The organism is Pseudoalteromonas sp. A3 (assembly GCF_025942345.1).
GTDB lineage: Bacteria > Pseudomonadota > Gammaproteobacteria > Enterobacterales > Alteromonadaceae > Pseudoalteromonas > Pseudoalteromonas atlantica.
In genome coordinates this window covers 133,341-147,765 of the sequence record NZ_JAPCKL010000009.1, presented here as the reverse complement: position 1 = coordinate 147,765, position 14,425 = coordinate 133,341, and the positions used below count along the sequence as shown (strand labels likewise).

12 protein-coding genes and 1 pseudogene are annotated in these 14,425 nt (G+C 39.4%); 9 read left to right on the top strand and 4 right to left on the bottom strand.

Annotated elements, in window-relative coordinates; all coding sequences use genetic code 11:
• Nucleotides 1-595: 595 nt before the first annotated feature.
• Nucleotides 596-739: a DUF4272 domain-containing protein gene (locus OIZ54_RS15425; RefSeq protein ID WP_264390753.1), complete on the bottom strand. Its 144-nt coding sequence runs from the start codon at nucleotides 737-739 to the stop codon at nucleotides 596-598.
• 83 nt (nucleotides 740-822) lie between these two features.
• Between OIZ54_RS15425 and OIZ54_RS15420 the strand changes: the two are divergent.
• Nucleotides 823-1,988: pseudogene (locus tag OIZ54_RS15420) on the top strand (IS3 family transposase).
• Between the two features lie 296 nt (nucleotides 1,989-2,284).
• On the opposite strand, the gene OIZ54_RS15415 reads toward OIZ54_RS15420, so the two are convergent.
• The gene (locus OIZ54_RS15415) at nucleotides 2,285-2,746 is read right to left on the bottom strand and encodes an immunity protein YezG family protein (protein ID WP_264390752.1); all 462 of its coding nucleotides are present in this window, start codon (nucleotides 2,744-2,746) and stop codon (nucleotides 2,285-2,287) included.
• Between the two features lie 590 nt (nucleotides 2,747-3,336).
• On the opposite strand from OIZ54_RS15415, the gene OIZ54_RS15410 reads away from it, so the two are divergent.
• From OIZ54_RS15410 to OIZ54_RS15390, 5 genes are all read left to right on the top strand, one after another.
• Nucleotides 3,337-3,903 carry a hypothetical protein gene (locus OIZ54_RS15410; RefSeq protein ID WP_264390751.1) on the top strand — a complete coding sequence of 189 codons (567 nt, stop codon included), beginning with the start codon at nucleotides 3,337-3,339 and terminating at the stop codon, nucleotides 3,901-3,903.
• A gap of 434 nt (nucleotides 3,904-4,337) precedes the next feature.
• On the top strand, nucleotides 4,338-4,808 hold the full coding sequence (locus tag OIZ54_RS15405; RefSeq protein ID WP_096739451.1) for a hypothetical protein: 471 nt from the start codon (nucleotides 4,338-4,340) through the stop codon (nucleotides 4,806-4,808).
• A gap of 69 nt (nucleotides 4,809-4,877) precedes the next feature.
• On the top strand, nucleotides 4,878-5,744 hold the full coding sequence (locus tag OIZ54_RS15400; RefSeq protein ID WP_096739450.1) for a formylglycine-generating enzyme family protein: 867 nt from the start codon (nucleotides 4,878-4,880) through the stop codon (nucleotides 5,742-5,744).
• Nucleotides 5,745-5,869: 125 nt separating this feature from the next.
• On the top strand, nucleotides 5,870-6,049 hold the full coding sequence (locus tag OIZ54_RS15395) for a hypothetical protein (protein WP_232510969.1): 180 nt from the start codon (nucleotides 5,870-5,872) through the stop codon (nucleotides 6,047-6,049).
• Complete coding sequence (locus OIZ54_RS15390) at nucleotides 6,033-6,329, top strand: hypothetical protein (RefSeq protein ID WP_096739449.1); 297 nt, start codon at nucleotides 6,033-6,035, stop codon at nucleotides 6,327-6,329. Before OIZ54_RS15395 ends, OIZ54_RS15390 begins: the two co-directional genes overlap by 17 nt.
• A gap of 73 nt (nucleotides 6,330-6,402) precedes the next feature.
• Here the strand turns inward: OIZ54_RS15390 and OIZ54_RS15385 are convergent, their stop codons facing one another.
• Nucleotides 6,403-6,894, bottom strand: a complete 492-nt coding sequence (locus OIZ54_RS15385; protein ID WP_264390750.1) for a peptide-methionine (S)-S-oxide reductase — start codon at nucleotides 6,892-6,894, stop codon at nucleotides 6,403-6,405.
• A 177-nt stretch (nucleotides 6,895-7,071) separates the two neighbouring features.
• On the opposite strand from OIZ54_RS15385, the gene OIZ54_RS15380 reads away from it, so the two are divergent.
• Nucleotides 7,072-8,925: a TonB-dependent receptor plug domain-containing protein gene (locus OIZ54_RS15380; protein WP_264390749.1), complete on the top strand. Its 1,854-nt coding sequence runs from the start codon at nucleotides 7,072-7,074 to the stop codon at nucleotides 8,923-8,925.
• A 379-nt stretch (nucleotides 8,926-9,304) separates the two neighbouring features.
• Here the strand turns inward: OIZ54_RS15380 and OIZ54_RS15375 are convergent, their stop codons facing one another.
• Complete coding sequence (locus tag OIZ54_RS15375) at nucleotides 9,305-9,568, bottom strand: YkgJ family cysteine cluster protein (protein WP_029774574.1); 264 nt, start codon at nucleotides 9,566-9,568, stop codon at nucleotides 9,305-9,307.
• A gap of 169 nt (nucleotides 9,569-9,737) precedes the next feature.
• Here OIZ54_RS15375 and OIZ54_RS15370 point away from each other — a divergent pair, with 169 nt between their 5' ends.
• The gene (locus OIZ54_RS15370) at nucleotides 9,738-10,919 is read left to right on the top strand and encodes an efflux RND transporter periplasmic adaptor subunit (RefSeq protein ID WP_004588902.1); all 1,182 of its coding nucleotides are present in this window, start codon (nucleotides 9,738-9,740) and stop codon (nucleotides 10,917-10,919) included.
• Nucleotides 10,916-14,065, top strand: a complete 3,150-nt coding sequence (locus OIZ54_RS15365) for an efflux RND transporter permease subunit (protein ID WP_264390748.1) — start codon at nucleotides 10,916-10,918, stop codon at nucleotides 14,063-14,065. The genes OIZ54_RS15370 and OIZ54_RS15365 overlap by 4 nt, the downstream gene beginning before the upstream one ends.
• Nucleotides 14,066-14,425: the final 360 nt, after the last annotated feature.

Below are 14,425 nucleotides of genomic sequence, written 5' to 3'. Positions count from 1 at the left end.
AAAGTCAGGGCTTTATCTACGGAGCAGTATTAAATACTAGGCGCAAAGGCAAGCTCACTGACTTCGATGTGATAAATGAGAGCTAATCATTTATCAACGAGAGATACAAGGCGCTAAGCTTGCTTGCGCGAGAAGCGAAGCTTCTAATGACTTATAGCGCACAATATCAACTATAAATTACGAGCTACGCTCGTCACGTCAGCAAGCTGCACGTCTACAAAACATCGGTTAAGCTTTACCTGTAAACGCTAGGCTTTATTTTATCTGTAAGCACTAAGCTTGCTTACGCGAGAAGCGAAGCTTCTAATTACCTAAGGCTATTTTAAATTTCAGATTTATACCCTAGCCCAAATGATATGTGGACTTCCTACATTTAAATAAACTCTTAAATCCAAGCCAACTCTAATCATAGCAAACTAAACAATAGCCTTATTTTTGATGTTCATATGTCCCAATATAACACTAAACTTAAGAGCCTTTATATTGAGACCAGTCATAGCTTTATACAAATGGATAATAGAGCGAAACTACTAACAACCAGCTAAATCTCAACGAAGCAAGCCACGTCAAATCTAAAGCGTACAGGCGTAAATTATTATGTATCTGTTGGCACATCGTCCCACGACTCACCATAACCTAAAACCCACCTCATGCCGTATCGGCGCTCATAAACAATACCTGAGTTAAGTTCATTAATATTTATGCCGTCTTCATCAGGTTCGCCATTATTGAACCCCATGTCCCTTGTAGTGGCATAGTTAATTTGGCCACCCATTAAGAAAGAAATGTTATGCTGATAAGCATACAAATTTGGGTGAAAAAATGACGAAATTAAAACGCGCAACGTATTCTGCAGCAATAAAATTAGAAACAGCTCAGCTTGTAGTTGACCAAAGTTATAGCCAAAGCGATGGGGGTGGGTAAATCAACCGTCAGTAAGTGGGTTACTCAATTAAAGCAAGAGCGGAGTGGCCAGACACCATCTGCTTCGCCAATTACGCCCGAACAAATTGAAATCCGCGAACTTAAAAAGCAAATTCAACGCATCGAATTAGAAAAGGATATATTAAAAAAGGCTACCGCCTCTTGATGTCCGACTCCCTGAACAATTCTCGTTAATTGAGAAACTAAACCAACGAGAGCGTTACCCAATTAGTGTGCTGTGTAACGTATTCAATGTGCATCGTAGCAGCTATAAATATTGGGCTATACGGGATACAACGCCTACACCAGAGCAAATAAGGCTAGAAGCTGAAGTTAGAGCAATACATGCAATGAGCGGCGGCTCAGCTGGGGCGCGGGCAATCGCGGCAATAGCAACGAACAATGATTTTGAATTGAGTCGTTATCGTGCTGCTAAGCTAATGGTTAAATTAAAGCTTGAAAGCTGCCAAGTACCTCAACATTCATATAAACGCGGCGGTAATGAACACCTTGAAATTCCAAACCTGCTTGATAGACAATTTGATGTTGTTGAGCCAGATACAGTGTGGTGCGGTGATGTGACGTATATTTGGGTAGGTAATCGCTGGGCTTATTTAGCCGTTGTTATTGATTTATTTGCACGTAAAGTAGTTGGCTGGGCCATGTCGTTGTCGCCAGATACTAATTTAACGCTAAAAGCACTTGAACTCGCGTATAAAAGCAGAGGAAAACCGACAGGACTGATGTTTCATTCAGACCAAGGTAGTCATTATACAAGTTTAAAATATCGTCAACGTTTATGGCGCTATAAAATCAAACAAAGTATGAGTAGGCGTGGAAACTGTTGGGATAATGCACCAATGGAGCGATTTTTTAGAAGCTTTAAAACGGAATGGATGCCAAAGGTTGGATATGGAAATTTTATAGATGCTAAATATAGCGTGAGTGATTATATCAACGGATATTACAACAACGTTAGGCCGCATCATTATAATGCCGGTTTAGCGCCAAATGAATCTGAGGTTAGATATCAAGATTCTAAAACTGTGGCCAAAATTAGTTGACCACTACACTAATAAGACTTACCCTTAAAACGTCATGTCCACATAAAATATACTACACATACAGTTAGAAATGCTTTTTTACAGTGGCTATACAATGCCCTGCTTGATTTTATAATTACAAAAGCCAAATACTTCGTTCGTTAACGATACAAAAATTAAGGTAAGCGTGGAATTTGTTTTAATCTTTTACCAAAGTACCTATAGGAAAGGGCTTATTGAAAAGAGCTAAAATTTATTTTTAACTTAGGTTAAAAGTTTCTATAAATATCCATTTATAAAATCCTAAATCATCGTTCTCAGCGTTTTGTCCAATATCTCGGATAACCCTTTGGCAAACCATCCCATGACTTTATTTTATTTATAACGTTTATATCAAGTTCATCATATTTTTGACTATCAATGTCGAGTGACTTATACCACGCAAAATCTTCATCATATTTAAAGTCAATTGAGAAGTCGCCTTCTGATGTCATTTCGAAACGTGCTTTATTCCAAGGGACATCATTTTTATCTTTTTGCATAATCGTATAAAGAGCATAAAAAGCTTTATTACACATTGAGTTTTTATAAATGCCATCAATGACGTCAAGATCAAAATCAAATATCTTTCCATTATATATATATTTTGAATCGATTGAGACTGACACGTTTACTTGATGTAGATTCACCTCTAAGTATGCTTTTTCCCATTTTTCTGGGAGATGTTCAAACATACTTAGCCCTAAATGGTTGTATATATCATCAATTGTTTCAAACACTTTATTATTCCTTAATTATCAAACTCAAGCTTAATTGGGTTCCATTACCTACTTATAGCCACCAAGTAACGATTCTAAAGCTGCCCTATCATCTGAATATTTTATCAAAATCTCTACTTCATGATCTCTAACTAGCCCTTTGGTTCATTCCTTTCAATTTATCGCCATACTCTGTAGCAACTTTGGCTTTTTAGTTGGGGTACCTAGTTTATTTTCTGCTGTACATTGGAATAAGGTATCAGCTAAATGGTCGATATTAGAGTAAGGGCACAACAACATAGCTGCTCTACTTTGATTGAAAATCCTTACTCATTCGTTTTATAAATATAAGTTGCAGATTGACCAGGATGGTTATAAATATCCTCTCATATAGCGGTAAGTTTGGGTATTCAATTTCTATCACCACACTACATCCTATTTATGGTGTACCTGTATAAAGCCAGCTTTGGTCATATTACAAATAATCAATAAGGAAATAGCTTCAAATTGACTCGATAATGTTTGCAACCTTATTAATTAAAAGCTTGGTTTTGCTAACATTTTACCATACTATTTTAGTATACACAGGCAACGGGAATGGAAAATCGTATATGAACAAATCTGAATTACTCGAAATCATAACAAATCCAGTGGATAAAGATTATTTAACAAAAACCTTCTTGAAAGAGTGGGAAAAATTGAAAAATCCAGAACTCAATGACAAAGAAAGTGTTCCTAACAGTATTTTCGAGCAATTAGATAAAAGTGTGGTTAGTGAATGGCACGATTGGGTAAAGTGCTATATAAAAATGTACACCGAAGGCAAGCTACCATCCTTATGGCCAATGCGTCAATACGGTATGGGGTTTGAGTTTAAGGAAAATCTCGATGACTTCGACGCGAACACCGAATACTTCTCCCTGGGAACAGATCCCATAGGAGACTGGTTTGTTATGACAAAAGATGAAGGAGGTAAGATTTCCTTATCCGACCATCATACTTACGGGCTTTATGATCACTGGCTAAACCCAAACCACCTGATTGCCTGGGCCTTACGCCTAGAGCTTGCTGTTGAAAACAACCTTACAGAAGCAGAGATTATGCAGTACTGGAAAGGCCGCGCGAACAGGTTAGAAAAAGTCACCGTTGAGCGAATAGCAAACTCTATAGATGAATAAAATTAGCCACTAGATAGCTGGAGGGAGAATCTAACTTTCAGCTATTACACTGACGTACGTAACGAATTCTGCCTAGTTTTCATTTAAAAAACGTAGTAATAGTACATTTCAGCGAAACTAAGAGCGCGATCAAAAATTTAATATACAACAACCTGAGGCGGCTTAAGGTGGCACATGTTGTAAAATATTACATTAGTTTTGAAAGGTAATTTTATAGTCTGGCTTGTTACAATTTAATAATCTGTTTAAGAAAATTGATTCCGCGTACCATGCACAATTAGAGTGCTTGCTAAACCTAAATTGAGCAATTTCTTAACCGCATTTTATCCGTGAACTTAGCTCGAAAATATTTGTAACGCTGTAATGTTATTTATCATAAAGCCAAAGAGTTTTAACACAAATCACTTTAAAATCAGAATACGGAAATCAAAATAATGAGTGACATAAAAGCGTATTTAACAGATTCTTTTACTCAATTTTTAGACATAATAGGTAAAAACTCTCCTTACGATAAGGATGCAGCTTTAGCCATGGTTTTCATTTTAATGGAAAGAAAAGTCTTCATCAAAAAACAACGAAGAATTTTGTCCTTAGACCTAATTGAGCAATGTTTAAATAATAAGAGTATGTTCGAAAACATTATTGCTCAACCATCAGAGAGTACCTCGTCTACATATGACTACTGCTACTATCCTTATACAACCAAATATTTAGCTAAATATGGCGCCTTCAACCTCTCTACACTCAAATATATATTGACCGTATTAGATAAAGAGTTTTTTGCAGCCCAAGGCTCTAGCTCAATGAATATGTCAGTCCATAATATTCAAGGTAAAGCTGAGAGCGCTATAGTAATTAATGATTGCATCAAATTAATACAGGGTTATTCAAATGCTAAATCGTAAACGAATAGCTAAATTATCTAATGTTCATATCAACCATTTTGGTCATTTAGCGTAACTTAAGAGTGATACATGTTTTCTAGATTAAAAATTAAATATTTCATTGTTATTGTCGTTTTTATTGGGTTATGTATTGGCTTTTTTAATATTAGCTGGCCTAGTTTTAAAATCTCTAACCATAAAATCACTTATATACAAGATAAACTTAAAAGCGGTGAATTATCACCTAAAATGGTAATAATACCGCCAGGTACAGGCACCATAGGCGGTGAAAATTTTCGCTCTTTTCAAGATGAAGCCCCTATTTTTAAAGCAATAATAAAAGAAAGCTATGCACTAAGTGAAACCGAGATTACTTTTGCACAATATGATCAGTTTTGTAAAACCGGAATTAGGTCGTGTCCTAACGATGAAGGCTGGGGGCGTGGTAAGCAACCTGTTGTAAATATATCTTGGTTTGATGCTGTTGCTTACACAAAGTGGTTGAGCAAAGAAACTGGCAATATTTATCGCCTGCCTAGCGAAGTTGAGTGGGAATACGCAGCTCGCGCTGGATCAACGAGTAAGTTTTGGTGGGGTAATGATTATGAACAAGGCATTGATCACTGCGATAGAGATTTAGGGGATTGTCCAAAGGGGGCTGATTTAGGACACCCTTGGCATGTAGGTACGTTAAAGCCAAACCCTTTTGGCTTATACGATGTCACTTCTAATGTCTATGAGTGGGTAGAGGACTGTTATGTAGATAATCATAACAATGCAACAAAGACTATTGCTCCTATTAAAATAATTAACTGTAAGAATAAAACGGTTAAAGGGGCTAGTTGGACCATGCCACAGCCTCATGTGCATCACTCACTTAGAATGGGTTTTACTATAAATTCGAGAGCTAATTCTATTGGTTTTAGGGTCTTAAGAGAAATTAAAAAGGTTAAATAAAGGATTAAAATGAAACCTACATGCCCTTGTTGCCATCATAAGATCAAAAGTACGGAAATAAGAATACCAATAAAAAAGGGATATTTTTTGAAGTCGAGTGCCCATATTGTCAAACATGGATACGTTTGAATAAAACACAAGAAATTATAAAAGCTGCTGGAATATCACTTTTACTAATAACTAGTCTTCTAAATATTTTCAGCATTAAAAGTGAATATAGCTTGGTTTTCTCAACCGTTGGCTTTGTTGGAATATTTATAGCTATGCTTATTACTTTTTTTGGTAAGTATGAATCAATCAAATAATAAAAAAACAAAAAAGAAGCCAAAAATAAAACACGCTAACATTAGTAATACTAGAATGCTGTTGAACCAAGTAGCATTCTCTTTGTTTTCTTTTGCTTTAGGGTTATTACTTATAATAATCGCAGTAAAATCTATATACGACGGTTATGTGCTTACACCAACAGATTATCGAGTTGAATCTGAGGTTTATTTTTTCTCTACCTCTCCATTTGCTTATCTTTTTAACCTTTTCTTTTACTTAGGGTGTGGATCTTTTTTTAGCTATACCGTACCTAAGTAGAGACATGTTTCCGCGTAAAAAAGAGAAAAAACTAAACAAAAAAGCTCAAAGAAAAAATAAACAATAGTTTTTATTAACTCGTTTTGTATTTATACAATAACTCAAAAGGTATATGGCAATAGTCATCTGGGTGGTTGGTTAAACGGTCTTGATGCTCAGGATCGCTTGGTACGTAATTAGTTAGCGGCTCTACCTGTACTACAATTTTATCGGCATCGCTGCGCTTTTTGATATAGTTGTTTGCTGCCTCTAAATGGCTTTGGTGTTTGCTGTAAATAGCAGTGCGGTATTTAGGGCCTACGTCATCTCCTTGTTTGTTAATACTGTGTGGGTCAATAATTTCAAAAAAGTAGTCAAACAGCTTATTTAGGCTAACGGCGTTTAGGTCAAAAATTACCTTTACGCATTCTGCGTAACCATCGTATTCGCCATCTGTAGTTTTACTTAAACCATTAGCGCGCCCTGCCTGTGTGCTAACAACACCTGGCAAATGCTTCATAAACTCTTGTACGCCCCATAGGCAGCCACCAGCAAAGTAAATAGTATTGTGTTCTTTAATATCCATTATAAATGTTACCTAATGAGAAAAGTGTGAATGGTTATCAAATGCAGATATTAACAAATTAATGTACAATCGCGCACAAAATTACTGCTGTTACATTTGGCTATTTTATCATGCCCAAATCTAAGCTTTGAAATTAATTGTAACCGCAGCTACAAATAAAAAAACGATGAGAAACACATGAACCGCACACCACACATTATATTGCCTGCACTATTATGCAGCGTTACTCCATTTGCTTATGCTAATACGTTATCTGATGAGTCTTCAATCGAGCAAATAACGGTTGAAGCCTCACCTACTGCGAATAAACTGCCTGTAGGTACATTTGACTCGCCTATTTCTAATTTAGAATACGATCCGCGTGTAGATCTCCAATCACGAAATATGGCTGAGGCACAAGCTGATGTAACTATTCGTGGCGGTATTTTTGAAAACACCGGCTTTAGAGTAGGCAGTGCTCCCCTGCTTGACCCGCAATCTGGTCATTATTTTGCTGAAATTCCCATTGCCCCGCAAATGCTAAGCGGCCCAGCCGTTTTAACCGGTGCCGATAACGCACTGTACGGTATGAACAGCTCTGTAGGTACGGTTTCGTTTGGTTGGAAACCGATTATTACTGGCGGTAGTGTATCGCTTGGTACTGGTACGAACGACTTTAATCTTCAAAGTATTCACGCTGCTAAAAACACACAACTTGATAGCTTAGCTGACTATACCTTAGGTTTTGAAGGTGAATATTCTCACTCGCAAAGTGATGGCACTATTGATAATGGTGACCATGACTTTTCGCGCGCCTCAGCTCGCGTGCAATTGGCAAGCGAGCATAGCCAAACCGATTTATTTTATGGCTCGCAAGATAAGTTTTTTGGCTGGCCTAACTTGTATACCCCTTTTGGCGTTAACGAAACTGAAGATTTAGAAACCCGCCTTTGGATGCTTAACCACAAGCAAAACTACGCTAAAAACAGTAATTTTGAAGTATCGGCGTATTACCGCACCCATGACGATCACTATATTTACTCGCGCGAAAACCCAAGTGCATTTGAAGCGTTTCATAAAAGTGAAGTTAAATCGCTTGCTCTTTCGGGCCGCCATGCACAAAGCAATGCGTTTGCAATTAATTACTCAGCACAATTTATTGATGACTCGATTGAATCAACCACACTTGAAAACAATTTTACCTCACGAAAATATTATAAGCTGAGCTTATTGCCTCAATACACTATGGCGCTAAAAGCTAACCAACAGCTTATATTTCGTTTAGGGGCTGCGTATGACGATACAAACCGTGATGATGCTGAGGTATCTGCCATTGGTGATATAACCTTAAATACCCAAAATAATGACGGCACAGCGCAAAGCCTTTATTTATCGTACGCGCAGGCGAGTCAAGTTGCAGGCTATACAGCCATTGGCGGTAGCGATTCTGGCGGGTTATTTAGAAGTAACTACAACCTTGAGCGCGAAACCACTTCAAACTTAGAGCTAGGCTTACTACTTGAAGAGCAAAGCTGGCAGTTGAATTCGGCTATTTTTTATCGAAAAGATAATAACTTAACCGACTGGACCTTTAATTTTGATTCTACCTCGGCGCGCTTTGCAAACCCGGTTGATATTGATACTGCAGGGGTTGAATTTTTAGCGACTAAGCACTTTGATACAGCAAAACTTATTGCTAGCTACACCTATTTACATAAATCAGAAAACTACGGCGCAGCCGATATTAATGCCAGTTTTTACGCGTTAAACTTCCCCGATCACCGTTTAACACTTGGCGCTGTGTATAACCCAACTGATATTTTAGAATTTAGAATAGATAACGAATGGCGTACACAGCACAAAAACGCCCTTAGAAACGGCGACGACAACGCGTTATTTACCCAGCTAACGCTTAAAATAACCCCGCCTCAGTTAAGCAATTTATTTATTACTTTAGCGGCAGATAACTTATGGGATGAGTCGTTTGAAGAAATACCTGGTACACCAGGGCGTGGTGAACAATATACATTAAGCGCAACGTACAGTTGGTAAAATTAAAGCGGCGTTTACAAACTCAATTTAAACTTTGGTTTGTAAACGCTGTGCTTATTGATACAAAAGCATAGTTTTTATGCAAAAAATATTGCACAAAGAGAAGCGAATGAGTAGTAAATGAGAAAACAAAAGCCAACTACTGCTTAAAGTTAATCTATTCCTCAAAAAGTGCAGCGCCCCTTAACCTCTTTGTAAATAAACCACTTTTGCAGGCTTTGCCTGTCACGTAAGCAAGCTTTACGTCTATAAAGTAACCGTATATCTACACATTTGCGGTAGACGCAGAGCTTGCTCGCGTGAAAGGCGCAGCTTTTAATTACTTAAAAAATTACTCAGTAATAGATAAATGTAAATATATGTGTATTAACTTCGTAAGCTAGGTTAACTGCTCAAGTTCGGTAATAAGCGCTAGAGCCTCTGCATTAGTTGACCCACATACATCGCGCGTGGCGCTAAAATCGCTACATACTTTAGGGCGGCTTTCATCGCCAAATAGTTTACATAAATTGTTCTCATCAAGCTGAATACAACGCTCTCCGGCTTTTTTACCATTTGGCATTCCTGGGATTGGGGAGCTAATACTTGGGGCAATGCAACACGCACCGCAGCCTAAGCGACATGCCATAGGCTCTGTTTTCATAAATACCTCTGTCAGTTAAAGCCAGGCCTTTGTATTTAAATTTACACCCTGCCTAGCCCATTATTTATCTGTAATACACATATGTAATGCTTTGTTACATCTTAAAACGCCTTGTAAACACTTTATTGCGTATTATTGTCTTGTCACCAAATATATGAAGGAATGCCTTGTGGCTACTAAAAAACAAATTTTATTACCAGTCGCGGTTTTAGCAGCCGGGATTGCACTCGCTTTTGGCCTTTCAGCCATGAAAACGCCACCAGAAGAAAAACCAGAGCAAGACACTCGCCCACTTGTTGCTGCGCAAAACGTAAACATTGATGCAATAACGCTCGATGTTAAATCGTACGGCGTAGTAAAACCTAAAGACCGTACAGAACTGGTTGCACAAGTAAGCGGGCAAGTTATTTCAGTAGCCGAACAATTTGTTGAAGGCGCGTTTGTTAAGCAAGGCGATATTTTAGCACGAATTGATCCAAATGATTACGAGGCCGATTTAATTGAGGCCGAAGCAGGCCTTGCCCAAGCAAGTTCAGCGCTTGAAATAGAACGCGCGCAAGCTCACGTAGCTAAAGCCGAATGGGAACGTATTAAATCAGACTCAAGCGATGCAATTGCATCGGAGCTTTATTTACGTAAACCACAACTTGCAGAAAAAATGGCAAACTTTCGCTCTGCCCAAGCCCGTGTAAAACGCACTAAACGTAATTTAGAACGCACGTACATCAAAGCCCCTTACGACGCTATAATAAACCAACGCACCATTAGCTTAGGCTCAGTGGTTAGTGCGGGTAGCAAGTTTGGCGAGCTAAGCGCTACCTCGGTTGCAGAGGTGCGTTTACCGGTTGCAGATAAAGAGCTGCAATACCTAGATAACGGCGGTATTGGCGCATTGGTTACACTTAATGCTGAATTTGCCGGCAAACAAACAACATGGCAAGCCAAGGTGGTACGAAGCGAAGGTGTGGTAGATCAAACCAGCCGTATGAGCTATTTAGTTGCTCAGTTACCGACTCCGTACGCTGATAACACCAAACCACTGCGTTTTGGCTCTTATATAAATGCCACCATAAAAGGCCGCGCGCTTGATAACGCGATTATAGTGCCGCACCATTTAGTTAAAAATAACAAAATTGCTATTTTAAACGACGATCACACCCTGAGTTTTAAAACGCTTAATATTGTACGTGAACAAAACGGTATGGTGATTGCGGACCAAGGCTTAAACAGTGGTGAGCAACTTATTACCTCTGCCCTTGAATACCCAACAGAAGGCATGGCGGTTAAGCTGGAAGGCACTGAGCCTAAAAGCGATGTGACTCAATTAGCACTTAAAGAGGATACACCATGAGTACCTCAGAAAAAGGCTTAATTGCATGGTTTGCACGTAACCCAGTGGCGGCAAACCTCATCATGATTTTTATACTTATTGGCGGGCTTTTAACAGCGCTGACAATTCGTAAACAGGCATTCCCGCAGTTTGAAAGTAACTGGGTGAGTATTCAAGCGGTATACCCAGGCGCAGCCCCGCAAGAGGTTGAAGAAGGCATAACCATAAAAATTGAAGAAAACCTTGAGGGTACCGAGGGTATAAAACGCTTAATCACTTACTCTAACCGAGGTTATGCGCAAGCGTGGGTAGAAATAGAAGAAAAATACGACCTACAAGAAGCCCTAGACGAAATAAAAGCACAAGTTGATTCTATCAATACCTTTCCGGCAGGAATGGAGCGCCCCGTTATTCAACGTGAAAAATTTCAGCAAGAGGTGATGATCCTCGCGCTTTATGGCGACATGAGTTATTACCAGCTTAAAGAGCTAGGTAACGACATAAAAGATGAACTACTCGCCTTGCCTGGGGTTAATTTAGTCGATTTTTACAGTGGCCTAGATTACGAAATAGGCATAGAAATAAGCCCCGACAAACTACGCGAATATGGCCTAACTTTTAGAGATGTTTCAAGTGCGGTGCAAAATTTTTCTACCAATATGTCGGCAGGGCAAATTCGCTCTGACACTGGTTATATTTCAATGCGTGTTGAAAAACAAGCCTACCGTGGTGGTGAATTTGCAAAGCTTCCGCTTATAACGCTTGCCGATGGCGCACAGATTAACTTAGGCGATGTAGCAACGATTAATGATGGCTTTGAAGAAGGCTTACTTTACTCTAAATATAACGGTAAAAACTCACTCACGTTTGAAGTAGATGCCTCAAAAGATCAAGACATTACCGATGTAGCTAAAATTCTTAAAGGCTACATGGCAGAAAAACAATCGAAACTTCCACAAGGCGTAAAGCTCTCGCCTATTGTTGATTTAACTTACTACCTTGAAGGTCGACTCGATATGATGATCGACAACATGGTATGGGGCGGTATTTTAGTAATGATAGTGCTGGCACTGTTTTTACCGCTGCGTTTAGCTTTTTGGGTAATGATGGGCTTACCGGTGTCTTTTCTAGGTGCCTTTTTGTTTATGCCAATTGGCTTTTTAGACATCACCATAAACATGGTGTCGTTATTTGCCTTTATTATTGTACTTGGCATTGTGGTCGACGATGCCATAGTCGTGGGTGAGTCTGCCAGTGCCGAAATAGAAAAACACGGCCATAGCCTTGATAATGTTATTCGCGGAGTTAAGCGCGTTGCAATGCCTGCCACTTTTGGGGTTTTAACCACTATCGCGGCGTTTTTACCGCAAGCTATGGCATCGGGCCCAGGCGCTGCGTTTTCTAAAGCCATTGGTGTGGTTATTATATTGTGTTTGATTTTCTCGCTGATTGAATCAAAGCTAATATTACCTGCGCATATTGCAGCCATGAACCCACGTAAACCTAACCCTAAAAACCCATTACATAAACTGCGTAATGTGGTTGATAGTGGCTTAAAACACTTTGTACAAAACTATTACACGCCTTTTATAGGCCATTGTATACATTATCGTTATACCGTAATTATTGGCTTTTTATGTATATTAATAGTCAGTGCAGGTATGTTTGCAGGCGGCTTAGTTAAGTTTGTGCCTAACCCTAAAATACCGCATGATTTTCCGCGTATTACGCTTGAAATGAACCTGGCCTCTTCGGAGCAAGCCACCCTTGAAACGGCCCGTAAAATAGAAGATGTATTACTCAAAGTAGATAAAGAGCTTGAAGAGCAATACGGCCAAAGCATGATCCGCGATTTATCGGTAAGCCTACGTGGGCGTACTCAAGCAAACATTATGGCTATTTTAGTAGAGCCACACTTGCGCCCTATCGACACCTTTGCATTAAGCACTTTGTGGCGCGAACAAATGCCCCCGCTTCCAGGTGTTAAAACGCTTAATATTCAAGATAATATTTTTAGCGGCGGACGTGATGACGGCGACGTAAGCTTTAGGCTACAAGGCAAAGATGCCGATGAGCTAAAAGAAGTAGCCGGTAAATTAAAAGCTAAACTACAAAGCATGGAAGGTGTAGGCGATGTAAACGACTCACTGCAAAGTGCCACCGACGAAGTACAGCTAGATTTAAAACCACTAGCCTACAGCATGGGACTTACACTTGCCGACGTTGCATCGCAAGTAAGCTTTAGTTACTACGGGTTAGAAGCACAGCGTATTTTACGCGAAGGCGAAGAAATTAAAGTAATGATACGCTACCCAGAAAACGAGCGTAACTCAATTAGCAACATTCAAAATGCGCGTATTATTACCCCAACCGGCGCAGAAGTACCGTTAAGCGAAGTAGCCGAAGTTAGGCTAGTAGATGGTGTAAACCGTATTCGCCGTGAAAACTCAAACCGTACTGTTAATGTGTGGGCAGCAGTAAATACTGACCAAGTTGAGCCGTTTGCTATTGCACAAGAAATTCGCGATACCTATTTACCTTCACTGCTTAAAAGCTACCCAGGCGTTAAAAGTAATGTGGCTGGGCGCGTACAAGAAGAAATGGACAGCGCCGATGAGCAGTTACGCGACTTTGCTATATCGCTGATGATTATATTTGCCTTATTGGCCATTCCGCTTCGCTCTTACTCACAGCCGCTTATTATTATGTCGGTTATTCCATTTGGTGTAGTAGGTGCAATGTTTGGTCACGTAATATTAGGTATGACTATGAGCGGGCTGTCTATGTTTGGCATTATTGCCGTAGCGGGCATAGTCGTAAACGACTCCCTCGTAATGGTTGATTTTGTAAACAAAGCACGCGCAGAAGGCATGGCCGTAAAACAGGCCGTTATGCAAGCTGGTGCAAAGCGCTTTAGAGCTATATTGCTTACCTCAATCACTACATTTATTGGGGTAATGCCAATTATTATGGAAACCAGCTTACAGGCTAAAATAGTTATTCCTATGGCGGTATCGCTGGCCTTTGGAGTGCTATTTGCCACGGTAATTACTTTAATACTTATACCTTGCCAATACGTAGCACTAGAAGACGCTAAGCGCCTTACCCGCAAGCTACTTGGTAAATCGCAGCCTATAAGTGTTCAACCGACACCCACTGCCAAATAATTAAAGTTTCTCTCCCAACCATTAAAGCTCGGCCTAATACGCCGAGCTTTTTATTGCCTAAATATTGCGCTGCATTATTAATACTTTTTATAAAGTGTTTCAAATAAATTATGGGTAATTATTTTAATTATATCAGCGTATTATGCGCCCTCAATTTAAAGCACCGCTAACGCATTATAATTTTATTGCTTAGCATTAAGCTCACACCGCAATGGTTTTGAGCCGCTTGTCAGTTAAGTGCCCTCCACTTAGTTCTAATAACGAGGGCGTGTTGACCTTTGGCGTTTGAATTTGCAGCAGTATGTTTGGTTTTTAGGCAAGGCAGAGCCTATGAAGTGTGGTTACTCCCCATAAATAGGC

Bases quoted from the DNA above. Each gene is read 5' to 3' on its own strand.
- OIZ54_RS15410 (WP_264390751.1), top strand. From the start codon at position 3,337: ATGAACAAATCTGAATTACTCGAAATCATAACAAATCCAGTGGATAAA.
- OIZ54_RS15405 (WP_096739451.1), top strand. From the start codon at position 4,338: ATGAGTGACATAAAAGCGTATTTAACAGATTCTTTTACTCAATTTTTA.
- OIZ54_RS15390 (WP_096739449.1), top strand. From the start codon at position 6,033: ATGAATCAATCAAATAATAAAAAAACAAAAAAGAAGCCAAAAATAAAA.
- OIZ54_RS15380 (WP_264390749.1), top strand. From the start codon at position 7,072: ATGAACCGCACACCACACATTATATTGCCTGCACTATTATGCAGCGTT.
- OIZ54_RS15425 (WP_264390753.1), bottom strand. From the start codon at position 739: ATGGGGTTCAATAATGGCGAACCTGATGAAGACGGCATAAATATTAAT.
- OIZ54_RS15365 (WP_264390748.1), top strand. From the start codon at position 10,916: ATGAGTACCTCAGAAAAAGGCTTAATTGCATGGTTTGCACGTAACCCA.
- OIZ54_RS15400 (WP_096739450.1), top strand. From the start codon at position 4,878: ATGTTTTCTAGATTAAAAATTAAATATTTCATTGTTATTGTCGTTTTT.
- OIZ54_RS15385 (WP_264390750.1), bottom strand. From the start codon at position 6,894: ATGGATATTAAAGAACACAATACTATTTACTTTGCTGGTGGCTGCCTA.
- OIZ54_RS15375 (WP_029774574.1), bottom strand. From the start codon at position 9,568: ATGAAAACAGAGCCTATGGCATGTCGCTTAGGCTGCGGTGCGTGTTGC.